The sequence below is a fragment of the Kitasatospora sp. NPDC091276 genome, from assembly GCF_040684355.1.
Taxonomy (GTDB): domain Bacteria; phylum Actinomycetota; class Actinomycetes; order Streptomycetales; family Streptomycetaceae; genus Kitasatospora.
Map to the genome: position 1 here is coordinate 1 of NZ_JBFBFU010000003.1, position 24099 is coordinate 24099.

The 24099-nt window shown below is 73.6% G+C and carries 16 protein-coding genes; 1 reads left to right on the forward strand and 15 read right to left on the reverse strand.

Features of this window, described 5'->3' with window-relative positions:
- Both AB0O19_RS03940 and sbnA read right to left on the reverse strand, forming a co-directional pair.
- The coding region (locus AB0O19_RS03940; protein WP_363617631.1) for an AMP-binding protein at positions 1–2462 on the reverse strand (2462 nt) is incomplete at its 3' end.
- Positions 2463–2565: 103 nt separating this feature from the next.
- Positions 2566–3603 (reverse strand): 2,3-diaminopropionate biosynthesis protein SbnA, encoded by a 1038-nt coding sequence (gene sbnA, locus AB0O19_RS03945; protein ID WP_363617633.1) that lies wholly within the window; start codon positions 3601–3603, stop codon positions 2566–2568.
- A 221-nt stretch (positions 3604–3824) separates the two neighbouring features.
- Here sbnA and AB0O19_RS03950 point away from each other — a divergent pair, with 221 nt between their 5' ends.
- On the forward strand, positions 3825–10994 hold the full coding sequence (locus AB0O19_RS03950) for an amino acid adenylation domain-containing protein (RefSeq protein WP_363617635.1): 7170 nt from the start codon (positions 3825–3827) through the stop codon (positions 10992–10994).
- Between the two features lie 114 nt (positions 10995–11108).
- Here the strand turns inward: AB0O19_RS03950 and AB0O19_RS03955 are convergent, their stop codons facing one another.
- From AB0O19_RS03955 to AB0O19_RS04015, 13 genes are all read right to left on the reverse strand, one after another.
- Positions 11109–11867: an AfsR/SARP family transcriptional regulator gene (locus tag AB0O19_RS03955; protein ID WP_363582478.1), complete on the reverse strand. Its 759-nt coding sequence runs from the start codon at positions 11865–11867 to the stop codon at positions 11109–11111.
- A gap of 136 nt (positions 11868–12003) precedes the next feature.
- The gene (locus AB0O19_RS03960) at positions 12004–12294 is read right to left on the reverse strand and encodes a helix-turn-helix transcriptional regulator (RefSeq protein ID WP_107453059.1); all 291 of its coding nucleotides are present in this window, start codon (positions 12292–12294) and stop codon (positions 12004–12006) included.
- A gap of 258 nt (positions 12295–12552) precedes the next feature.
- Positions 12553–14778 carry an MMPL family transporter gene (locus tag AB0O19_RS03965; protein WP_363617637.1) on the reverse strand — a complete coding sequence of 742 codons (2226 nt, stop codon included), beginning with the start codon at positions 14776–14778 and terminating at the stop codon, positions 12553–12555.
- Positions 14779–14932: 154 nt separating this feature from the next.
- Positions 14933–15508 (reverse strand): 4'-phosphopantetheinyl transferase superfamily protein, encoded by a 576-nt coding sequence (locus tag AB0O19_RS03970; protein WP_363582474.1) that lies wholly within the window; start codon positions 15506–15508, stop codon positions 14933–14935.
- A 203-nt stretch (positions 15509–15711) separates the two neighbouring features.
- A complete protein-coding gene (locus AB0O19_RS03975) occupies positions 15712–16872 on the reverse strand; it encodes an acyl-CoA dehydrogenase family protein (protein WP_363582472.1) in 1161 nt (386 codons plus the stop codon).
- Positions 16869–17588, reverse strand: a complete 720-nt coding sequence (locus tag AB0O19_RS03980; protein WP_363617639.1) for a hypothetical protein — start codon at positions 17586–17588, stop codon at positions 16869–16871. Before AB0O19_RS03980 ends, AB0O19_RS03975 begins: the two co-directional genes overlap by 4 nt.
- A complete protein-coding gene (locus AB0O19_RS03985; RefSeq protein WP_363617641.1) occupies positions 17585–18484 on the reverse strand; it encodes a hypothetical protein in 900 nt (299 codons plus the stop codon). Before AB0O19_RS03985 ends, AB0O19_RS03980 begins: the two co-directional genes overlap by 4 nt.
- A 2-nt stretch (positions 18485–18486) precedes the next feature.
- The gene (locus AB0O19_RS03990; protein WP_063348736.1) at positions 18487–18759 is read right to left on the reverse strand and encodes an acyl carrier protein; all 273 of its coding nucleotides are present in this window, start codon (positions 18757–18759) and stop codon (positions 18487–18489) included.
- 47 nt (positions 18760–18806) lie between these two features.
- On the reverse strand, positions 18807–20093 hold the full coding sequence (locus AB0O19_RS03995; RefSeq protein ID WP_363617643.1) for a type III PLP-dependent enzyme: 1287 nt from the start codon (positions 20091–20093) through the stop codon (positions 18807–18809).
- 2 nt (positions 20094–20095) lie between these two features.
- Positions 20096–21508 carry a hypothetical protein gene (locus AB0O19_RS04000; RefSeq protein ID WP_363582464.1) on the reverse strand — a complete coding sequence of 471 codons (1413 nt, stop codon included), beginning with the start codon at positions 21506–21508 and terminating at the stop codon, positions 20096–20098.
- Between the two features lie 121 nt (positions 21509–21629).
- Entirely contained in the window at positions 21630–22562 is a 933-nt protein-coding gene (locus AB0O19_RS04005; protein ID WP_363617645.1) for a 3-oxoacyl-[acyl-carrier-protein] synthase III C-terminal domain-containing protein, read from the reverse strand.
- Positions 22563–22755: 193 nt separating this feature from the next.
- The gene (locus AB0O19_RS04010) at positions 22756–23334 is read right to left on the reverse strand and encodes a TrmH family RNA methyltransferase (RefSeq protein WP_363582460.1); all 579 of its coding nucleotides are present in this window, start codon (positions 23332–23334) and stop codon (positions 22756–22758) included.
- Positions 23331–23975 carry a methyltransferase gene (locus AB0O19_RS04015; RefSeq protein ID WP_063348741.1) on the reverse strand — a complete coding sequence of 215 codons (645 nt, stop codon included), beginning with the start codon at positions 23973–23975 and terminating at the stop codon, positions 23331–23333. The genes AB0O19_RS04010 and AB0O19_RS04015 overlap by 4 nt, the downstream gene beginning before the upstream one ends.
- Positions 23976–24099 lie beyond the last annotated feature (124 nt).

Here is a 24099-nt window from a genome sequence, read left to right on the forward strand (position 1 = left end):
CGGCCGACTCCGGCGCCGCCGATGTAGAGCTCGCCGGGGACGCCGACGGGGACGGGCTGGAGTTCGTCGCTGAGGACGTAGAGGCGGGTGTTGCGCACGGCGGTGCCGATGGGGACGCGGGCGGTGAGGGTGTCGCCGGCGCGGATGACGGCGTGGGTGACGTCGTCGCTGCATTCGGTGGGGCCGTAGGCGTTCATCATCGGGACGTGCGGGTGGCGGGCGTGCCAGCGGTGGCAGAGGTCGGCGGGGAGGGCCTCGCCGGTGACCATCAGCCAGCGCAGGTGGGGGAGTTCGGGGGCGGTGCCGTCGAGGTCCCAGGCGTCCAGGGCGGCACGCAGCAGGGAGGGGACGACCTCCAGGACGGCGATCTTCTCGTCCCGGGTCATGGCGAACAGGGCGGCCGGGTCGGCGGCCATGTCGGTGCCGGAGACCCGGACGGTGCCGCCGACGATGAGCGGGGCGAGCATCTGCCAGACGGAGACGTCGAAGGTGAGCGGCGCGTTCTGGACGACGCCTTCCCCGGCGGCCAGGTCGAGGTCGCCGACCTTGGCCCAGAGGTGGTTCATCATGCCGGAGCGCTGGACCATCGCGCCCTTGGGCTTGCCGGTGGAGCCGGAGGTGAACATCACGTACGCCAGGTCCAACTCACCTCCGACAGAGGTGAGTTCGGCGCCGCTGCTGGAGTCGGACGGGTCGGTCAGCGGCAGGGCGGTGGTCGCCCCGGCGGTGAGCTCGGCGGCCTGTGCCTCGTACCCGGCGCCGACCAGCAGGTGGCGGGCGCCGCCGTCCTCCAGCAGCCCGGTGTTGCGGGCGGCCGGGGCGGCCGGGTCGAGCGGCAGGTAGGCACCGCCGGCGGCCTGGACGGCCAGCACGCCGGTGACGAAGGGGACGCCGGGCTCGGCGAACATCGCGACCACCGAACCGGTGCCGACCCCGGCGGCGGTCAGCCGGGCGGCCAGGCCCGCCGCGCGGGCGACCAGTTCGCGGTAGTCGATCCGCTCGGTGCCGTCGGCCACGGCCACCGCGTCGGGCGTACCGGCCGCGACGGCGCGGACCCGCTCGACCAGGCCCTGGTCGGCGGCGGTGGCCGGATCCCAGGCGCCGAGCAGCCCGAGCGGTTCGCCGGTCGCGCCCAGGCCCACCTGGCCGAGCGGACGGTCCGCGGGCATGGTGGCGAGGGCGCCGAGGAAGGTCTCGAACCGGGCGAGGTGGGTGGCGAGTTCGGCCGGCTCGTACAGCTCGGGGTTGCCGTCGAGGTGGATCTCGACGGTGCCGTCGTCCGCGTTCAGGACCGTCATGATGAGGTCCTTGACGATGCCGGTGGACAGGTTGACCACGACCCCGCGGCAGTCGCCGAAGGCCAGCTCGGGGTCCTGGTTGAGCACGTTGATGAACGGGCCGAAGGCGCGCTGGTCGTCGATCCGCAGGCCGATGTCGCGGCGGACCCTGTCCCCGCGGTAGCGCTGGTGCTTCAGCGTGCCGGCGACCTCGACCCAGGCCGCGCGCAGCAGTTCGGTGCGGGTCATCTCCGGGCGCACCCGGACGGCCAGCGGCAGGTAGTTGGCGAGCATGCCGGGGATCTCGCGGCTGACCGCGCCGACCCGGCCGGTGACCGGCAGGGTGAGCAGCGGCGCCGGGACCCCGGTGACGCGCTGGGTGTAGGCGGCCATCGCGGCGACCATCAGGACCGGCATGGTGACCTTGCCGTCCTGGGCGAGGGCGTGCAGCGCGGCCGTGGTCGCGGGGGAGAGCCGGGCGGTCTCGCGCAGCGCGACCCGGCCGGGGGCCGGCTCCTGCTCGGAGAGCGAGACCAGCTCGGGCACCGCGCCGTGCCGGTCGGAGGTGAGGCGGTCCGTCCAGTAGGCGCGGTCCTTCTCGACCATCGACGAGTCGAGGTACTTGCGCTCGGCGTCCAGCAGCCGGTGGAAGGCCGGCATGGCGTCGGCGTCCAGCTCGGCCGGGCCCTCGCCGGCGGCCAGCCGGGTGTAGGCGCTGGACAGCTTGGGGTAGAGCAGCGAGCGGCTGAAGCCGTCCGCGAGGATGTGGTGCATGCACAGGTAGAGCAGGTGGTGCTCCGGGGCCAGCTTGATCAGCGCGCCGCGGAACAGCGGGAAGTCGGTGACCTTCATCGGGTCGGCGTGGTCGGCCCGCATCCACCGCTCGGCGACCGCCGACGGCTCCGCCTCGCCGCTGAAGTCCAGCGTCTTGAGCGGGAGCTGGGCGAGCGGGCGGATGATCTGGCCGGGGGCGCCGTCCTCCTCGACGAACTGCACCCGCAGTCCCTCGGCCTCGTGGCCGAGGCGTTGCAGCGCCCGTCCGAGCAACTCGGCGTCGAGCGGTCCGCGCAGATCGATGTAGTCCGCCATGTTGTAGGCCAGCGGCCCGGCGGCGAACTGCTCGTCGAACCAGATCTCGGCCTGTGCCGCGGTGAGCGGAAGGACAGCGTTCCGGTTTGTCGTCACTGCTTTGCTCTCCGTCATTCTCAGCCTCAGCCCCGCCTTGAAAACTCTCGACCCTCTGACCCCGCAGGCCCCGGCCCCGCAGGCCCCGACCCCACCGGTCCGGTCAGCCGGACACCGTCTGGAGCCCGGCGGCGACGCCCGCCCCGAGGCCCCGGTGCTCGACCCCGGGCAGCAGGCCCTCCTGGCCGACCGACCCGCGCACCCACTCGTCGTGGTAGACGGTGTCCATGTAGCGCTCGCCCAGGTCCGGTGAGATGGTCACGGCGGTCACCCGCTCGCGCACGCCGCCCGCGCCGTCGCCGTAGTGCTCGTTCAGCCAGCGCAGCGCGCCGCTGACGGCCGTCCCGGTGGAGCCGCCGAACAGGAAGCCGCCGCGCATCAGTTCGCGGCAGGTCCGGACGGTGTCGGTCTCCTCGACGTGGACCGCCCGCTCCACCAGCGACTCGTCCAGCAGCGCGGGCCGCACGCTGGTGCCCAGGCCCGGGATGTGCCGGGTGGCCGGCGGGGCGCCGAAGGTGACCGAGCCGACGCTGTCGACCGGGACGACCCGCACCGAGGGGCGCCGCTCGCGGAAGTACCGGGCGCAGCCCATCAGCGTCCCGGTCGTGCCCGCGCCGATGAACAGCACGTTCAGGTCCGGGAACTGGCGGGCGATGGCCGGCGCGGTGGTCCGGTAGTGCGCCATCCAGTTGCCCGGGCTCAGGTACTGGTTGAGCCAGACCCGCTTCTCGTCGGCGGCGAGCAGCGCCTTGACGTGGCGGATCCGCGCACCGAGGAAGCCCTCGGTCTCGTGCGGCTCGGTGATCAGGTGCACCTCGGCGCCGTACGACTCCATGGTGCGGCGGGTGACCTCGTTGCAACGAGAGTCGGTGACGCAGATGAACTTGTAGCCGCGGCTGGCGGCGAGCACGCTCAGGGCGACGCCCATGTTCCCGGACGAGGATTCCACCAGGGTCGAGCCGGGGCCGAGGACGCCCGCCGCCTCGGCCTGCGCGACCATTTCCCGGGCCGCTTTCAGCTTGATGGACCCGGCGAAGTTGAACCCTTCGACTTTCAGGAAGAGACGGTGCCCGAAGAACGGCTGCAGATTCACGAAGAGGTCGCTGACCTCGAATTCGTGCGACGCGGAAATGACCGGCACTGGAGACTCCTGGCCTTCGGTAACGAATTAGCCTCGGCGGCAAGCCTCCCGCCGGGCGCTGACGAGGGGCTGACGGACTGCTGACGGGGTCGGCGACCAGGGTTTCGGACCCGCCCGGAGGCGCGCGTCAGCCGTCCGTCAGTTGCCGGTCAGTTGCTCGTCAGCGCCATCGGAAAGCGTTTGTTATTCCGCACTTGCAGGCCTTCCACGAGGAGCCCGGTTTGAATCGGCCGTCCGCCATCAGTGAAGTCCTTCCGCTCTCGCCGCTGCAACAGGGACTGCTCTTTCTCTCGGAGTACGACCGTGAGGGGACGGACGTCTACACCATTCAGCTGGTCCTCGACCTGGACGAGCTGACCGACGCCGATGCCGCCGCGCTGCGCACCGCGGCGGGCCTGCTCCTGGAACGGCACCCCAACCTGAAGGCCTGCTTCCGGCACCGCAAGAACGGCGAGGCGATCCAGGTGATCCCCACGTCGGTCGAACTGCCGTGGCGCGAGGTCGCGGTGGCGGCCGGCGCGGCCGGGCCGGAGGCGGAGTTCGACCGGCTCGCCGAGGAGGACCGGCTGCGCCGCTTCGACCTCGCCCGCCCGCCGCTCCAGCGGCTCACCCTGGCCCGCGCCGAGGGCGGGCGCTGCCGGCTGGTCTGGACCGTCCACCACATCCTGGTGGACGGCTGGTCGATGGTCTCGCTGATCGGCGAACTCGCCGCGCTCGCCGAGGAGCTGAAGGCCGGCGGCGCCCCCGCCAGGCAGCCGCAGGCCGGCGCGGCCCGCTACCAGGCGCACCTGGCCTGGCTGGGCGCGCAGGACAAGGAGGCCGCCCGGCAGGCCTGGACCGCCGCCCTGGCCGGGGTCGTCGACCCGACCCGGCTGGTGCCGGCCGGCCGCGACCGGGCCGCCGGTGCGGCCGCGCTGCCGCAGGCCGTCCCGCTGGAGCTGACCCCCGAGGTCTCCGCCGCGCTGACCGGCTTCGCCCGCTCGCGCGGCCTGACCGTCAACGCGGTGGTGCAGGGCTGCTGGGCGCTGCTGCTGTCCCGGCTGACCGGCCAGGACACCGTGCTGTTCGGCGCGGTCACCTCCGGCCGGCCGGCCGAGGTCCCGGACGTCGAGCGGATGGTGGGCCTGTTCGCCAACACGCTCCCGGTCCGGGTGGACGTCGACCCGGCCCGCACCCCGGCCGAGCTCTTCGCCGACGTGCAGCGGTCGCAGACCGCGCTGCTGGCGCACGAGCACCTGACCCTGGCGGAGGTCCAGCAGCTCACCGCCGTGCGCGGTGAACTCTTCGACACCGCCCTGATGTTCCAGAACTACCCGATGGGCGGCCTGCCGCTGGCCACCGGCACCGGCCCCCGGGTGACCGGCGCCGACGTCCGCTCCGCCACCCACTTCCCGGTCACCCTCACGGTCTTCCCCGGCACCCCGTTCGGCCTGGCCGTCAACCACGTGCCCGCGCTGGTCACCCGGGCCGAGGCCGAACTGGTCGGGCGGCGCTTCGCCCGGCTGCTGGCCGCCGCCGTCGCCCGGCCCGACGAGCCGTGCGGCCGGCTGGACGTCCTGGACGAGGCCGAACGCGCCGAGATCACCGAGGCCCGCAACGCCACCGGGGCGCCGCTGCCCGGCGACTGGCTGGCCCCGCTGCTGGCCGCCCGGGCCGCCCGCACTCCGGACGCGCCCGCCGTGCGCTGCGGCGAGGAGCGCCTGACCTACCGCGAACTGCACGCCCGCGCCGACGCGCTGGCGCACGCCCTGCACGCCGCCGGGGCCGGCCCGGAGCAGGTGGTGGCGATCGCGCTGGACCGCTCCTGCGACCTGGTGGTGGCCGCCCTGGCCGTCCTCAAGTCCGGCGCGGCCTACCTGCCGCTGGACCCGGACTACCCGGCCGACCGGCTGCGCTACATGCTCGCCGACGCCGCCCCGGTGGTCACCCTCACCCACCGCCGGGTGCGCGAACTCCTCGCCGCCGAAGCCGCCGTAGCCGCCGAAGGCGAGATGAGCACCGGCGAGCTGTGGGTGCTGGACGGCCCGGACGCCGCGACCGGTGCGCCCGGGCAGCGCGTACCGGGCACGGCCCCGCGCGCCGACCACCCCGCGTACGTGATCTACACCTCGGGCTCCACCGGCCGCCCCAAGGGCGTCGTGGTGCCGCACCGGGCGCTGGTCAACCTGGTCGAGGACATGGTCGCCCGCTTCGAAGTGACCACCGAGGACCGCTTCCTCGCCGTCACCACCTTCGGCTTCGACATCGCCAACCTGGAGCTGTTCGTCCCGCTCGCCGCCGGCGCCGAACTGCTGGTCGCCGACCGCGAGACGGTCCGCGACCCGGCCGCCCTGGCGGACGCCGTCACCGGCCTGGACGCCACCCTGCTACAGGCCACCCCCAGCCTCTGGCAGTCGCTCGCCGCCGACCACGCCCCCCGGCTGGCCGGCCTGCGCGCCCTGGTCGGTGGAGAGGCGCTGCCCGAGCCGCTGGCCCGCACCCTCACCGCGCACTGCGCGTCCGTGACCAACGTGTACGGCCCGACCGAGACCACCATCTGGTCCACCGCCGCGCCGCTGACCGGCGCCGAGGCCGGGCCGCCGCCGATCGGCGGCCCGATCGCCAACACCCGGGTGTACGTCCTGGACGGCGCGCTGCGCCCCGTCCCCGACGGCACCTTCGGCGACCTCTACCTCGCCGGCACCGGCCTGGCCCGCGGCTACCTGGGCCGCCCCGGCCTGAGCGCCGAGCGCTTCGTCGCCGACCTGTACGGCCCGAGCGGCGAGCGGATGTACCGCACCGGCGACATCGTCCGCTGGGACGCCTCCGGCACCGCCCTGGAGTACGCGGGGCGCAGCGACCACCAGGTGAAGATCCGTGGCTACCGCATCGAGCTCGGCGAGATCGAGTCCGTGCTCGCGGCGCAGCCCGGAGTGACGCGGGCCGTCGTCACGGCCCGCACCGACCGGGCGGGGGACGCCCGCCTGGTCGCCTATGTCGTACCGGCAGGGATCGACCGCGACCGCTTGCGGGAGCGGGCGTCATCGGTGCTGCCCACGCACATGATCCCTGCCGTGTACGTTCCCCTGGACGACCTGCCGCTGACCCCCAACGGCAAGGTCGACCGCAAGGCCCTGCCCGCCCCGCCGGACGAGCGGGCGGGCACCGGACGCGAGCCCGCGGGGGAGCGCGAGGAACTGCTCTGCGCGGTCTTCGCCGAGGCCCTCGGGCTCGACCGGGTCGGCGCCGACGACGACTTCTTCGAACTCGGCGGCCACTCGCTGTCCGCGACCAGGGTCGCCAACCGGCTGCGTGCCGCGCTCGGCGTGGACGTCCCGGTGCGGGCCCTGTTCGACGCCCGGACGGCCGAGGCGCTGGCCCGCGCCCTCGACCCGGACGCGGCGGCGGCCGCCGAGGCGGCGGAGCCGGCCCCCCGGCGCCCCGCGCTGCGCGCCGTCCCGAACCGGCCGTCCTCGGTGCCGCTCTCGTACGCCCAGGAGCGGCTCTGGTTCCTGGACAAGATGGACGGGCCCACCGGCAGCTACAACATCCCGCTGGCGGTCCGCCTCACCGGCCCGCTGGACGCCGTCGCGCTGGCCGCCGCCGTCCGGGACGTGGTGGCCCGGCACGAGAGCCTGCGCACCGTCTTCGCCGAGGCCGACGGGCTGCCCTCGCAGCTGGTGCTCTCCGCCGAGGAGGCGGAGCGGGCCGGCGCCCCGCTGGTCGTCGTGGACCTCTCCGGGGCGGCGCCGGGCGCGCTGGAGGCGGCGCTGGCCGCCGAGGCCGTCCACCCCTTCGAGCTGTCCGCCCAGGTGCCGCTGCGGGCCCGGCTGTTCACCCTCGGCCGGGACAGCCACGCGCTGGCCCTGACGGTGCACCACATCGCCGCCGACGGCTGGTCGCTCGGCCCGCTCGCCCGCGACCTCTCCGACGCCTACCGGGCCCGGCTGGACGGCGCCGGGCCGCGCTGGGAGCCGCTGCCGGTGCAGTACGCCGACCACGCGCTCTGGCAGCGCGAACTGCTCGGCTCCAAGGACGACCCGGACAGCCTGGCCAGTGCCGAACTCGCGCACTGGCGCGAGGCGCTGGCGGGCATCCCGGAGGAGCTGGACCTGCCCACCGACTTCCCCCGCCCGGCCCGCGCAGGGCACCGCGGCGCCGAGGTCGAGTGCACGGTGCCCGCCGAGACCCACGCCCGGCTCGCCGAACTCGCCCGGCGCGGCGGCGCCAGCCTGTTCATGGCCGTCCAGGCGGGCCTGGCCGCACTGCTCACCCGGCTGGGCGCGGGCACCGACATCCCGCTCGGCAGCCCGGTGGCCGGGCGCACCGACGACGCGGTCCGCGACCTGGTCGGCTTCTTCGTCAACACCGTGGTGCTGCGCACCGACACCTCGGGCGACCCGGCGTTCACCGCCCTGCTCGGGCGGGTCCGGGAGACCGACCTGACCGCCTACGGGCACGCCGAACTGCCCTTCGAGCACCTGGTGGAGGAGCTCAACCCGGTCCGCTCGATGGGCCGGCAGCCGCTCTTCCAGGTGATCCTGGCCTTCGAGAACAGTTCCGACCCGCTGCCCGCGATGCCCGGCCTGAGCGCCGAGGTGCTGCCGATCGGCAGCACGACGGCCAAGTTCGACCTGTCCTTCCAGGTGCTGGAGCGGACCGGTCCGGACGGCGCCCCGGCCGGTCTGGACATCCGCCTGGAGTACCGCGAGGACCTGTTCACCGGGGCGACGGCGGCCCGCCTCGCCCGGGCCCTGGCCACCCTGCTCGACTCCGCCGCCCGCACCCCCGACGCGCCGCTCAGCGCCCTCGACCTGCTCACCGCCGAGGAGCGCCGCGTCCTGCTGGAGGAGTGGGCCGGCCCGACCGCCCCGTTCACCCCGGTCACCCTGACCGCCGTGTTCGAGGGCCTGGCGGCCGCCGGCCCGGACCACCCCGCGCTGATCGGCCCGGACGGCGTGCCGGCCGGCCCGGCGACGATGCGGCTGTCCTACGCGGCGCTCAACGAGCGGGCCAACCGGCTCGCCCACCTGCTGCTGGAGCGCGGGGTCGGGCCGGGCGACGTGGTCGCGCTGGCGATGCCGCGCTCCGCGCCGCTGGTGGTCGCGCTGCTGGCGGTGCTCAAGACCGGCGCCGCCTACCTGCCGGTCGACCCGCAGTACCCGGCCGAGCGGATCGCCTACATGCTCGACGACGCGGCGCCCGCCCAGGTGCTGACCGTCGAGGCGGTCGCCGACCGGATCCCGGGGCTGCCCGAGGGCGTCGTCCCGCTGGTCCTGGACTCCCTGCGCACCCGGTCCGACCTGACCGGCCGGCCCGACCGCAACCCCGTCGACGCCGACCGCACCCGGCCGCTCCTCCCGCAGGACGTCGCCTACGTGATCTACACCTCGGGCTCCACCGGCCGCCCCAAGGGCGTCGCGGTGCCGCACCTGGGGGCGGCCAACCTGGCCGCCAACCACCAGGCGCGGATGGGCGCGGGGCCGGACACCCGGGTGCTCCAGTTCGCCTCGTTCAGCTTCGACGCCACCGTCTGGGAGCTCGGCGTCTCGCTGTACTCGGGCGGCACCCTGGTGGTCGCCACCGACGAGAGCCGGGTCTCCGGCGAGGTGCTGGGCGCGCTGCTCGCCGAGCACCAGGTCAACCACGTGGTGCTGCCGCCCACCGTGGTGGCCGGCCTGCCCGAGGACGTGGTGCTGCCCGAGGGCCTGCACCTGCTGGTCGGCGGCGAGGCCTGCTCGGCCGCGCTGGTCGACCGGTTCGCCCCGCTGACCGAGTTCCGCAACGCCTACGGCCCGACCGAGGCCTCGGTCTGCGCCACCTGGAGCGACCCGCTGCGCGCCGGCGGCGGCCGCCCGCCGATCGGCCGCCCGCTGGACAACCACCGGCTGTACGTCCTGGACGACGCCCTCGCGCCCGCGCCGGTCGGCGTCACCGGCGAGCTGTACATCGCCGGCACCGGCCTGGCGCACGGCTACCTGCGCCGCCCGGTCACCACCGCCGAGCGCTTCGTCGCCGACCCGTACGGCCCGGCCGGCACCCGGATGTACCGCACCGGCGACCTGGCCCGCTGGCGGGCCGACGGCACGCTCGACTACGTCGGCCGGGTGGACCACCAGGTGAAGCTGCGCGGCTTCCGGATCGAGCTCGGCGAGATCGAGGCCGCGCTGGTGCGCCACCCCGTGGTCGTGCAGGCCGCGGTGCAGGTCGCGCCCTCGCCCACCGGCGTGCCCCAGCTGACCGGGTACGTGGTGCCGCTGCCCGGCGTCGCCGCCGTCGACGTGCCGGTGCTGCGCGCGTTCGTCGCCGAGTCGCTGCCCGCGCACATGGTGCCCGCGGCGCTGGTGACGCTGCCCGCGTTGCCGCTGACCGCGAACGGCAAGCTCGACACCCGCGCCCTGCCGGCGCCCGGTGCCGCGCCCGCCGCCGCGCAGACCCCGGTGCGGCGCCCGGGCACGCCGGCCGAGGAGGTCATCGCCGGGGTCTTCGGCGAGATCCTCGGCCTCGACCAGGTCGGCGCCGACGGGGACTTCTTCGACCTCGGCGGCGACAGCCTGCGCTCGGTGCAGATCGTCAGCCGGGCCGCGAAGGCCGGGCTCACGCTCTCGCTGGCCGACGTCTTCACCCACAAGACGGTGGCGGCCCTCGCCGCCGCCGCCCGGCCCGCCACCTCGCAGCGGCTCCCCGCGACGGTGCTGGAGCCGGTGCTGCCGATCCGGCCGGGCGGCACCGCCGAGCCGCTGTTCTGCGTGCACGGCGGGGTCGGCTTCGGCCTGCCGTACGCGGAGCTGGCCCCGCACCTCGACCCGGCCCGGCCGGTGTACGCGCTGCAGTCCGACGGTGTCGCCGCGCCCGAGGGGGAGTGGGAACGGCCGCAGGGCGTAAGGGAGCTGGCGGCCACGTACCTGGCGAGGATCCGCCGGGTGCAGCCGCACGGCCCGTACCACCTGCTGGGCTGGTCCTTCGGCGGGCTGGTCGCGCACGAGATGGCGGTGCAGCTCCAGGCGGCGGGCGAGCGGGTGGCCTTCCTGGCGGCGCTGGACGTCTTCCCGGTGCTGCCGGGCGACCACAACCCGACCGACGAGGAGATCCGCGGGGCCTTCCTCGCCCACCACGCCACCGGGACGGGCATCGACGACGGGGAGCTGCGCCGGCTGATGGCGGTGATGCGCCACCACACGGACATCGCCCGGGAGTTCACCCCCGGACGGTTCGACGGCTCGCTGCTGCTGTTCGCCGCCGCCGACGAGGTGCAGGGCGCCCCCGCCGCCGAGCTCGCCGACCGCTGGCGCGCGCACCTGACCGGCGCGCTGACGGTGCACGACGTCGCCTGCGGCCACGAGGAGATGCTCGGCCGGGAGGCGGCCGGCCGGATCGGCGCGGTGGCCGACGCCGCGCTGCGCCGGTCCTGAACGACCGGACGGCCGGGCCCGGAATCCGGGCCCGGCCGTCACGGGGCCGCCGGCGGCGCCCCAGGAGGGGAGCCGTCGGCGTGCCGGGGCGAACTGCCCTCGCCCCGACGGGACTTACAGCGAGGGGTCCTGCATCAGGATCGCCTGGTAGAGGTGGTGGAGACGACGACTCGGTTTGAGCCCCAACTCGTCGTCGAGCCACTTCCGGGTGCGGTGGAAGATGTCGACGGCCTCCGACTGCCGGCCGCACCGGTAGAGGGCGATCATCAACTGCTCGCTGAACCGCTCGCGTTCCGGGTACTGGGCGAGCAACTGCTTCAGCTCGGCCACCACCGCCCCCGCCTCGCCCGCTTGCAGCTGCGCCGAGATGAGGTCCTCCCGCGCGGTCTTGCGCTGCTCGTCCAGACGCAGCGCGACGGCCCGGCACCAGGGCCCGTCGCTCGTGTCGAGCAGGGCCGGTCCGCGCCACATCGCGAGCGACTTGCGGAGCGTGTCCATCGCTTCGTACGGCCGGTCGCTGACCAGCCCCGCGCCTTTCTCCGCCGTCCGCAGGAACCGGTACGCGTCGACCGCGTCCTCCGAGACGTTGAGCATGTAACCGTTGTCAACCGTGCGGATGAGTTCCTGGTCCGGCCCCTCCAGACCAAGTTCCGCCAACGACTTGCGCATGCGTTTGACATTGGCCTGCAAGGCGTTGCGCGCGTTCTTGAGCGGCGCTTCCCCCCACAGCTCGTCGATCAGTTCGTCGAACGCGACCACCTGGCCGGCGTTGAGCGCCAGCATGGTGAGCATCACGCGATTCTTCTTCGCCCGTAGACCTACGGTGCGCTGACCGTCGCCGATCAATAGTGGGCCTAATATGGAGATGTACACCAAATTCCCCGTCCCTAGCGGTGAACTCCAGCCACAAGCCTTTCTCCTGTGACCTCGGCCCGGCCACCGTCAACAGTGGTCGACGTGTTTGGGGTGGCCTGACAAAGGGGAAAAGCCTGGGTATCATTCGCGCTGGTCAAGTATCGGACACGCCTGGGTCGTCCGGCCATGTACCTTCGTACATGAGTTGATGAACCTGCGCCACCAACCCCACCTGAAGCCGCGACTCCACTCCCAGTTTCGCGAGGATGTTGGCGACGTGCGCCTTCACCGTGCGCTCCGTGACGTGCAGTCGGGCGGCGATGCCGCGGTTGGAGTGTCCGGCACCGATCAGGTCGAAGACCTGCCGTTCCCGTCCGGACAGCGTCCCGACCCGGGTGAGCTCGTTGCGCCAGCGCGCCGAGGCGAGGCTGCCGTCACTGTGCATGGCCACCCCCCTGACCGCCCCCTGCTTCCCCGTGGTGCGTCCGGCGGCAGTTGTGCCCCCCCGTCACCGGGAAGGTCGTTCACGTGCCGACGAACGCGCATGCGATTCTACAACTCCCGTAACAAACCACCACGGGACAGTCGGCGTCAAACCCCTTGTCACGACTGGTTGTGGCCGGTGCCTGCACGAAACGCACACGAAAAGGGCCGGGGAAGGGGCTAAGCCCTTCCCCGGCCGTCGAGTTGGACGGGTCCCGTGTTACGGGAGGGTCGTGCGCGCCGCCGAGGCCGCCGCCGCCGCGGCCACGATGGCCGGCATCCGCGGGGTCCGGGTCGTGGTCTGGCGCGCGAGCCGCGAGGGCCAGAAGGTCTTCCAGCCGAGCAGGGTGACCACGGCCGGCAGGACGACGATCCGGATCACCGTCGCGTCGAGCAGCACCGCGCAGGCCATGCCCACCCCCATCTGCTTCATCTCGATGAAGTTCAGCGAGGCCAGCAGGGCGAACACGCAGACCATCACCACCGCGGCGCTGGTCACCACGCCCGCCGTGCGGGTGATGCCCTGCTCGACCGCCTCCTTCACGGAGAGCCCGCCGCGCGCCGCCTCCCGGATCCGGCTGACCACGAAGACGTGGTAGTCCATCGACAGGCCGAGCAGGATCACGAAGAGCATCAGCGGCAGCCAGGCCACCACCCGGCCGGTGGACTCGAAGTGCAGCAGGTCCTCCGCCCAGGTGTGCTGGAAGATCAGCGCGAGCAGGCCGAAGGAGGCCGCCGCGGACAGCAGGTTGAGCACCACGGTGATCAGCGCGAGCATCACCGAGCGGAACGCGACGGTCATCACCAGGAAGGTCAGCACCAGGGCCACCCCGAGCACCCAGGGCATCTTGTGCATGACGTTCGCCCGGTAGTCGACGTCGAACGCGACGTCGCTGCCGCCGACCGCGAACTCGGCGCCCGCGACCGTGCCGAGGGTCTGCGGGGCGAGGTCCTGGCGCAGCCGGGCCAGCGAGGCGCGGGCCTGCGGGGAGCCGCTGTCGAAGTGGGTGCCGATCGCGATGGTGGCGACCGTGCCGTCGGGGGAGGTGCGGACGGTCGGCGCCGGGTTGTGCACGAAGAGGGCGTCCTGCGAGGCGCGTTCGACCAGCGCCTCCACCGCGCTGCCCAGCTCCGCCGTCCGGTCTGCCGGGACCTTCACCGCGACGGTGTGGGTGTCGGCCTGGCTCGGGAAGGAGCCGGTCAGCCGCTCGTTGGCCTGCATCGCCGGGATCGACCGGGGCAGGTCGTCGATCCCGGTGGCCTTGAGCTTCAGGCCGAGGGCGGGCAGCGCGAGGACGAGCAGCGCGCCGACCGAGAGCACCAGCGCGATCACCGGGTGGCGCAGGGCGGGCTTGAGCATGGTCGACCACAGCCGCGGCTTGACCCCGCCCTTCTGGGTGAGCCGCCACACCAGCGGGACCCGCGGCGCGTCCAGGTAGCGGCCGAACCGGGACAGCATGGCCGGCAGCACGGTCAGCGAGGAGGTGATCGCGATGGCGACCACCAGCACCGCGCCGGTGGCCATCGACTCGAAGGCGATGTGCCCGGCGAGGTAGAGCGCCCCCATCGAGATCATGACGACCACGCCGGACACCAGCACCGAGTGCCCGGAGGTGGCGGCCGCGATCTCGATGGCGTCGATGTTGTTGGCGCCCAACGCCCGCTCCTCGCGCTGGCGTTTGAGGTAGAACAGCGAGTAGTCGACCCCGATGGCCATGCCCATCAGCACGATGACGTGCGTCACCGGCCCCGGGTCGGGCACCAGTTGGGAGGCCACCCCCCACAGGCCCAGCCCGGCGAGCACCGAGGACAGGCCGAGGACGACCGGGACGCTCGCGGCGACGATCGCGCCGAAGACGAAGACCATCACGAGCAGCGTCACCGGCAGGCTCAGCACGGTCGCCTTGCCGAGGTCCTTGCTCAGCATCTCGTTGAGCCCGGCCTTGATCGAGCCGGCGCCGACGAGTTCCATCCGCAGCTCGGTGTGCGACGCGTGGGTCCTCGCCACGGTGTCGATGAGCGGCTGCACCCGGTCGGCGGAGGTCTCCGGATCGCCGTCGAGGGTCACCGGGACGAGCAGGGCCGAGCCGTCCGGTGCGGGCACCGGAGCGTCGATCGAGCTGATGCCGGGGAGGGCCTTCAGGTCGCGGGTGGCGTCCGAGGCCGCGGACTGCGCCTGGACGGGGTCGAGCCGGCCGCCGCCCCACGGGGTGATGAGGACGTTCTCCACCGCGCGCTCCTGGAGGCCGCCGCTGCGGGCGATCGCGGCCGCCCGGCCGGACTGGCCGATGGCGAGGTCGGAGGTGGTGGCCTGCCGGGTGCCCGTGACGCCGCCGACCACGAGGGCCGCCACGACGAACGCCACCCAGAGCGCGATCGCCCACCAGGGGTGGACGGCGCTCCACCGAGCGGCCCTGGTGATCACGTTCCTGCCTTCCACGATCACGTTCCCCTCCTCAAAAGAAATGCCCGGATCAAGACACGGGCCTGACTTATGAGTCCGGCCGGTGCGGTGCGGCGTTCGCCTGCATCACTGAATCTAGTGACGCTTCGACGCATGATCACGGGTACAACTTCGACGATTGGAGGGGGAGTTTCTTCTACTTGACAGCCGACCCGAGAGGGCTGCCGCCGGATTCCCCGGGCGGAATTTGATACCACATCCGCCGGGACACGTTAAAGGGCCCGTCGCCGATCAGTGCGACGGACCCCGCGTATTCCTCGGGCAGCGGCAGGTCGGTGACTCTCCACGGCCCGGGCAACGGCCCGGAGCGTGCGTACACGGTGGCTTCCGGTCCGTCGTGGGCGACCGGGATCCCCATGCCCTGGGTGAGTCTGGCGCCCGAGGCCTTCACGCACGCCTCCTTCCTGGTCCACAGCCGGGTGAAGGCGTCGGGCCCGTCCCGGGCGACCAGCTCCCGTTCGTCCGGGGGGAAGAAGCGACCGGCCAGCCGGGCGGTGTCCAGCTCGGCACGGGCCAGCTCGACGTCCACGCCGACCGGCCGTGATGCCAGGGCGAGCAGGGCGATCTCGCCCGAGTGGGACAGGTTGAAGTGCAGGCCCGGCGCGTCCTCGACGGCCGGCTTCCCCCACGGGCCGCGGCTGAAGCGCAGCCCGGCCGGGTGGCGGCCGAGGCGCTCGCCGAGGACGATCCGGGTGGCGGCGTGCGCGAGCACGAAGCGGCGCCGCAGCCCGGGCAGCTGTCCGCTCCGGGCGCGGGCCCGCTCCTGCTCGTCGAGCAGTTCCTCCAGGTGCGGCGGGTACCCGTCCGGGGCGCCCCGGACGGCCTCGCCGCCCGGCCGGTCCGGGTGCTCGCCACCGGTCAGCGGAATCTGCCAGATCTCGACCGTGTCCCGACCGACCGGTTGTTCTGTCCCGTTCAGAACCGGCCCACCTTTCCGGTGTGCAGCCCCTGGAACAGATTCAGCTTCTGGATGTTCCGTGTCCCCTCCATGAACTCCACGCCCCGTGCGTCCCGGGCGAGTTTGTCGAGGAGCGGGTGGTCCAGCCGCGCGCCGGGCCCGAAGAAACCCGGCGCGCGCATCGTGACGTCCTCGGCGAGTTCGCAGGCGCGGGCCTTCGCCGCCGAGGAGAGGTGCCCGGCGGCCGGCCTGCGGTCCACCGCGAGGGCCGCCCGGTAGGTCAACTGGCGGGCCGCGTCGATGCGCTGGCCGAGCGACTCGAACAGCTCGCGCTCCGCGCCGCGCAGTTCCCGGCGGTTCTCGGCGACGTAGTCGTGGGCGGCCCGGGCGATCCCGAGGGCGATCGCGGCCACGCTCGGGCGGAGCTGGTTGAAGACCGAGACGATGCTCCACATCCCCCGCCGGGTCGGCGGCAGGTGGGCGCCGAGCACCCGTTCGGCGGGCACGTGCACCCCGTCGAGGGTGATCCGGGTCAGCTGGACGCCGCGCAGGCCGAGGGTGGGCAGCGGCTCCGCCCGGAAGCCGGGGTCGGCGGTGTCCACCAGGACGGCCAGCACGCCGAGCCGCTCGGTGCCCGCGACCCGCGCGAACACGGCGCCCAGGTCGGCCCGGGCGGCGTTGCCGACGTAGCGCTTCTCGCCGTCCAGGACGTACGAGCCGTCGCCCACCGGGGTCAGCGTGGTGGTCATCTCGCCGATGGCCGAGCCGCGGTCGGGCTCGGTGAGGCCGAAGCAGGTCCAGCGGGGGCGTTCGGCGAGCCGGCCGTACACCCAGTCCTTCTGCGCCTGGCTGCCGAGCACGCTCAGCAGCACCCCGCACATCGAGGCGCCGGGCGCGCCCAGCATCATCCCGGCGTCGCCGCGCGCCAGTTCCTCGCTCACCAGGACCCGCTCCAGGGTGGCCAGGCCGTGCGCGGGGCCGGCACCGGCCTCGGCGGACGCCCGGTCCCACTCCGGCGGCACCTGGTGGCCGGCCAGGAAGCGCACGGCGGGCAGGTCCAGGAAGCGGTGGACGGCGTCCGGGTCCCGGTCGAGGTCGAGCGCGCCCGCCCGCAGGTCTTCGGCCCACCGCCGCACGTACCGGTGTGTGGTTTCCAGCGGGCCGGGCAGGCTGATCACACGTTCCCCTTCCGGGAGTCGACGTTCTGTGCCGTGTCCCCGGCCGGCCCCGGCCAGCCGCAGTACACGTCGGCGAGGAGCTCGGAGGCGTACGCCGCCCGGCCCGGCCCCTCGGCGGTGAAACCGTACGCCCCGAGCAGCCGCAGCAGCGCGCGGTCGGCCTGGGTGATCTGGGCCTGGAGGCGGGCGAGGGCCGGGCCGTCCAGGGGGTGGGCGGGGGCCGACGGGGAGTCGTCCGGCCCCTCGGCGAGGTCGTCGAGGACGCCCTCGATCTCCAGGTGGTCGATCAGCACGTCGGCGAGCGCGCCCTTGACCAGCTGTTGCAGCAGCAGCGAGGAACCCTCGACCTGGCGGCCGGCGAGGTAGGCCAGGCAGGCCTCCCGCAGCCGCTCGGACGCGCCGAGCCGCAGCCAGGCGAGGCCGGTGCCCCAGTCGTGGGCGTCGGGGCCGGCGGGGCCCCGGGTGGCGTCGGCGGGGCTCAGGACGGCCAGGCCGGGCACCGGGTCCAGGCCCCCGTCCCCGTCCTCGTCGTCGCCGAACTCGGCGTACTCGCCGAGGAGTTCGCGCGGGACCACGGCGTGCCCGCGCGGGCCGCGCGGTGCCACCCCGGGGGACAGCGCGCGGGAGAGCAGGGTCAGTGCGGGGACGAGGCCGTCGTTGCGCGCGCTCGTCCGGGCTTCCTGCCAGTGCTCGCGCACCTCGGCCGGAACCGTCATCGGACCCCCAACTCCCCCGTGTCGAGTGTGCAGTAGGCCAGGAATCCGCGTTCCCGGTCGTAGTCGGCCACCACCACCGGGCGGTCCCGGTCGGCGGCGGCGAGCAGGGCGGCCCAGCCGCCGGTGGCGGGCTGTCCGGCCGCCACCTTGGTCCACGGACCGCCGTGTGTCGGAAGTTCAGCACAGCCGTCGGACAGGCCGGAGCCGGTGACCAGCGCGGCCGAGGTGTCCCAGCCGGCGAACAGCCCCGGCTCCGGGAGGCCCTGGGCCGCGCCGCCCAGCGGCGCGTCGCCGCCGTCCCAGTGGATCAGCAGCGCGACCGCGGCGTCCGCGTGGACGGCGCCCTGCCCCGTCGCGGGCAGCGGGAACGGCTGGGTGCCCTGGTCCACGACCAGCAGCAGCAGCCGCGACCAGCCGCACCGCCGGGCGTACTCCACGGCGACCCGCAGCGCGCTGAACGGCGCCAGGACGCCCTGGTCGGACAGGGCGAAGGAGAGCGGCTCGCCCGGCAGCCGCCCCTTCACGCAGGAGGCGACCAGCTCGGCGTGGTCGAAGTCCGGTGCGGAGTAGGCGACCACCACCACCTCGGGGCACTCCTCGGCGGTCAGCGGGCCCAGCGCGTCGAGCGCGCCGTGGGCCAGTTCCACCGAGGTGCGCCGCCCCGAGGCGGCGAACTGCTCGCGGTCGAAGTCCGCGCCGTAGAGCGCCCCGAGCTCGCGGTAGAAGTCCTCCCGCGCGGCCTCCGGCCGGTACGGCGCGCCAGGCCCCGGCGGGGTGTGGGCGCCGGCCCGGATCAGCCGCGGCAGGACCGCCGCCGGGGTCGGGCCGGGCGTGCCGTGCGGGCCGTCCGCGCCGGCCGGGGCCGGACGCCGCACGGGCGCAGTCGCGCGGAACATGCTTAGGCGCTCGCTTCCGCGGCGACGAAGCCGGCCAGCGAGCCCACGGTCTCGAAGTGGGTCATGTCCAGCTCGTCGGCGTCGAACTGCACGTCGAGGATCTCCTCGATGGTGATGAGCAGTTCGAGCGCGCTGCTGGAGTCCAGGCCCAGCTCGTCGAAGAGGCGGACGCCCGGGTCGGCGCCGGAGACGTCCTTGTTGAGGACCTCCGACAGGCCCTTGCGGACGGCGTCGACGTACTTCACGTCGGCCACGGTGTTGGCGGTGTCGCTCATGGTGTTCTCCTCGGGCTGGTCCCGGCCGTGGGTCGGCCGGTCGGTGGTCAGTTCTGGTCGTCGCCGGGGGCCGCGTACAGCCGCTGGCGGCCGAGCATGGCCTCGACGTCGTCGCGCTCCCGGATCAGGTGCGCCCGCCCGTCCAGGACGAGCACCTCCGCCGGGTAGCCGTGGCTGAGGAAGTGCACCGGCGAGGCCGTCGGCCCGTACGCGCCGGAGCGCTGCACCCCGATCAGCTCGCCGGCCCGCAGCGCCGGCATCGGCACCTTCTTGCCGATGACGTCGTTGGGCGTGCAGAGCGGGCCGGTGATGTGCCAGGGCTCGGTGGCCGGCTCGTCCAGCCGCTCCAGCGCGGCCATCGGGAAGTTGCGCTTCACGTACGAGCCGATGCCGACGGCCGCCATGTGGTGGTTGGTGCCGCCGTCGGTGACCGCGAAGTTCTCGCCCATCGAGGTCTTGGTGTAGCGCACCCGGGTGACGTAGGTGCCGGACGCGGCGACCAGGAAGCGGCCCAGCTCCATGATCATGCGGGTGTCCGGGTGCCGGGTGCGGAAGTCCGCGATCAGCGGGTTGAGCCCGGCGGTCAGCTCGGCGACGTCGAGGTCCTTCTCGTTGTCGAAGTAGGCGATGCCGAGGCCGCCGCCGACGTCGACCGTCTCCAGCGGGAAGCCCAGCTCGGTGGAGAGGCGCTCGGCCAGCTCCAGGATCCGCCGGGTGTTCTCGACGACGGACTCCTCGATCAGGATGCGGGTGCCCAGGTACACCTGGACGCCCATCAGCCGGATGTTGGGGTAGCGGCCGGCGAGGTCCTTGCCCTCGGCCAGCAGCAGCTCCTCGTCGGTGCCGAACTGGCGCGGCTTGCCGCCCATGGTCAGGCCCGAACCCTTCACCGAGAAGCTCGGGTTGACCCGCAGCGCGACCCGGGCGGTGATCCCGCGCCCGCGGGCCACCTCGTCGATCAGGTCCAGCTCGCCGATCGACTCGCAGACGATCGCGTGGATGTCCTCGTCCAGGCAGGCCGCCACCTCGCCGCGGCTCTTGCCCGGGCCGAGGAAGATGATGTCGCGCGGCTCGACCCCGGCCCGGCGGGCGGTGACCAGCTCCGTCAGCGAGGACACCTCGGCGCGCGAGCCCAGGCTGTGCAGCAGCGCGCAGACGGAGATGTTGGGGTTCGCCTTGAGCGAGTAGAAGACCTCCAGCGCCGGGTGCAGCGCCTCGCGCAGCCCCTGGAAGCGGGTGGTGATCTCCTCGCCGTCGTACAGGTAGAGCGGGGTGCCGAACTCCTCGGCGAGCTCGGTGATCCCGAGGCCCTGCACCTCGAATGCGACGCTCACGGTCAGCTCCGTTCCGGGTAGGCCGCGAGGCGGCGGGTGATGTCGGTGTCGAGCGCCTCGATCTCCTCGTCGGAGGCACCGACGAGCACGCCGTACAGCCGGCCCTCGAAGCCGTCCGCTTCGGTGTCGGCGGCGGTGCCCGCGGCGGCGTTCACCGTGGCGTAGTTGTTCACGAACAGGCCGCGCGGGCGCGGTCCCCGCTCGGTCAGCAGCAGCCCGTCCAGCACCTCGGCCAGTTCGGCGAAGGGCAGCGGCCGGGTCAGCCGCAGCGGGAAGTGCCGGGCGACGGCGACCTCGTCGGCCCCGGCCAGGCCGCCCTCGTGCACCACGTTCTGGTACGTGGACATGTTGTTGCGGGCGTTGATCTCGATGACCGGGTACAGGCCCTCGTCCGGGTCGACCATCGCGTCGACGCCGACCACGCCGTAGTAGCCGTCGGCGGCGAGCCGCTCGCCGAGCCGCAGCGCCGTCGCCCCGATCTCGGCGACCTGCCCGTCGGTCAGCCGGGCCGGGATCCGGTGGCCCTTGTGGACGCCGCCCTCGGTCAGCAGCTCCTTGACGAAGTCGAAGTGCGTGGAGCCGTCCCGGCCCACCGTGAACTGGTAGTTGAGGTCGCAGCGCTTGGCGACCCACTCCTCGATCACCAGCGCGGTGCGCGGGGCCCCGCCCGCGGCCTTGGCGGCGCGCTCGGCCTGCTGGACCGCCATCCGGTGCAGCCGGCCCAGCCGGGCCTCGGAGTCCAGCACGACGATGCCCTTGCCGGACACGCCGAACGCGTCCTTCAGCACCACCTTGCGGCCCGCCGCCAGCAGTTCACCGGCCGCGGCCACCGCCTCGGCCAGCTCCTCCAGCGTCTCGCAGGCCCAGCCGCGGGCCTGGCGGATGCCCAGCTCGTCGGAGAGCCGGCGGCTGTACACCTTGCTGTTGACCCGCTTGCAGACCGCGGCGGTCGGCGCGCCCAGCCGCAGCCCGGTACGCTCGGCCAGCTCCTCCTCGACGGTGGAGATGCCGTGCGCGGTCAGCCGGGCGCCCTCGGCGGCGACGGCGGACAGCGCGCGCAGCAGCTCGGGGTCGGCGAGGGCGTCCTCGCTGACGGTGCGCTGCGGGTCCTGGCCGGCCACCACGTGCACGGTGGGCAGCTCCAGGCCGAGGCCCTCCAGGTAGCCGCGGTAGCCCTCGTCCAGGGCGGTCTTCAGCACGACGTGGTCGTCCTTGCCGCCGAGCAGCAGCGCGAACTCGTCCATGCGGTTCACCACCGCACTGCCCGCGTGCGAGGCGACCCGGGGCAGCGCGGGCTCGCCGAGCGCCCAGTGGTTCTCCACCTCGAAGTTGCCCAGGAACACCAGCGGGGTGTCCGCGGACCCGGTCACGGCGCGCTTGAGGCGCGCGCTGAAGCCGGAGGACGGTAGATGCATGTCGACCTCGTCATTTCTCGTGTGCGCTCGGGCGCGGTGCGGCGGGTGCGCGGGTACTGCGGTGCTGCGGTGGTGCGGGTGCGCCGGTACTGCGGGGGCCGGCCGATCCGGTGGGCGGCCGTCAGTGCTCCAGGACCATCGCGGCGAAGGTCGCCCCGAGCCCCACGCTGGTCATCAGGTAGCGGTCGCCGGGGCGCAGCCGCCCCAGCTCGGTGGCCTTCTGCAGGTTGATGAAGGGGTCGGCGCAGAAGCAGTGCCCGGTCTCGCCGACCAGGTCGAGGAAGACCTTGTCGAGCGGCAGCCCGAGCGCCTTGCAGACGCCGATCCACGACAGCCGGTTGACGTTGTGCGGCAGCACGAGCGCCAGCTCGTCGAGGCCGCAGTCGGCCTCCTCCAGGGCGGCGCCGATCACCTCGCACAGGCCGGGCCCGTACAGGTCCTGGAACTCCTTGGCGGCGGCGTCGCCCATGATGAACTCGTCGCCGAACTGGGTGTGGGTGCGCGTCGCGTAGCCGAGCATCCGGTCGGAGCCGGCACGGTCCGCGCTCACCAGGAAGGCCACGGTGCCCTCGCCCATGACGGTGACGTCCGGGATGGACTGCGTCCGGGTGGTGCACGCCTTCTCCCCGGCCAGGACCAGGGCGAGCGCGTTCGGATCCGGGTCGGCGGCCAGCAGGGTGCCCGCCAGGTCCAGCGCGAGCAGCCCGGAGGCGCAGGCGTGGTGCGAGACGACGAAGCCGGCGGCGTGCTCCAGGCCGAGCTCGACCTGGATCGGTCGGAGCGAGGTCATCGGGTACGGCAGCGGCGACGGCATCGTGCGGGCCTGGAGGACGTACTTGACGCGCTGTTCCTGCCCGCGCAGCTCCACCAGCTTGGTCGCGGCGCGCAGCAGCAGCTCGGTCTCGGTGGCCGCGGGGTCGCGGCACACCTCGGAGAGCCCGTAGAAGCGCTGGTAGCGCCGGAGCTGCACATCCGTCAGCTGGAGTTCCTGTTGGAAGCGCGCGATCGGGATGGTGTCGGGAAGACAGCTGGAGACTGCCGTGATCGACGTCATGCCAACTACAGTCGCCTGGAGCGCTGACGCTTAGCTGACGCTGCGCTGACCACCGCCGGCGGGGCCGGGGCGCGCTCCCCGCGCGGACGCCGGGGAAGTCCGGCCCGCAGGCGTGGTCGACTGTCCCGTACCGCCGGGCGGAAACGACCGGAGGGGTGGCCTTTCGGCACACCCCTCCGGATCGGATCAGGTCCTACTCGTCGTCGGCCCCGCCGAGGTCGCCGAGGTCGGTGCCGTCCGGGGTGCCGCTGATCGCGTACCCCTGGCGGCGCGCCTCGTAGCAGGCCACCGTCGCGGCCGCCGACACGTTCAGCGAGCCGACCCGGCCCAGCTGCGGCACGAACACCACCTGGTCGCAGAGCGCCAGCGCGTCGGGGGTGATCCCGCGGTCCTCGTGCCCCAGCACGAAGGCCACCGCCGGGGTCAGTTCGGCGGCGAACATCGGCACCGCCTCGTCCGCCAGCTCCAGGCCGACCACCTTGAAGCCGTCCGCCTTCGCCGCCGCGACCGCCTCCGCGACCGTCGGGAAGTGCTCCACCTTCAGGTACTTGTCGGTGCCCATCGCGGCCTTCTGCGCGCCCGAGGAGCGCACCGACGGGGTCTCCCCGGCCAGGTACAGCTTCTCGGCGCCCATCGCGGCCCCGGTCCGGACCACCGAGCCGACGTTGAACGGCGACTGCAGGTTCTCCAGGATCATCGCGAGCCGGAACTCGTTGCTGCGCCGCCACGAGCGGTGCAGTCGCTTCAGTTCGGTCCCGCGCAACTGCTTCACGACGACGTTCCCCGTCCACTCTCCGTGCCCTCGCCCGGCTCCGGGCGGGGTCGTGCTTCCAGAATCCGGAACCCGTTGACCGACGCGACCCGGGTGGTCGGGTAGCCCTGCTCGTTCAGCCACTTCTGCAGCGAGTCCGAGCCCAGGTGCTTCTGCACCACCAGGAACGCCGAGCCGTCCGGGGTCAGCCGGCCGAGCCAGTGCGTGAGCAGCCGGCGCAGCGCGGCCTTGCCGATCCGGATCGGCGGGTTGGAGTAGATGGTGGCGAACCGCACGTCCTGCGGGACGTCCTCGGGCAGCGCGGCCTGGACGTTGCCCAGCCGCAGCGCCTCGGCGTTCAGCCGCACCAGTTCCAGCGCGCGCTCGTTCACGTCCACCGCCCAGACCGGCAGCCGCCTGCGCCGGCTCGCCCAGGTCAGCGCGATCGGGCCGTAGCCGCAGCCGACGTCCAGGATCGGGCCGCGCACCCGCGGCTGCGGGGCGTGCTCCAGCAGGATCCGGGTGCCCGGGTCGAGCCGGCCGCGCGAGAACACTCCGGTGTCGGTGGTCAGTTCGAGGGTGAGGTCCGGCAGGGAGACCGTGATCGGCCGGCGCTCGCTGGCGACCTCGGGTGCACCGGTGAAGTAGTGCGAGCCGGACATGATTTCCCCGTCGTTCGTAAGGGCCTCGGGGCCACCGGGTGGGTGTGGGTAAGCCCTTGGTACGGCACCGATCGTACCCCCGGTGGCCTGCGGCGCGTTCCGTGCCGGCCGGCGGCCCGGGCGC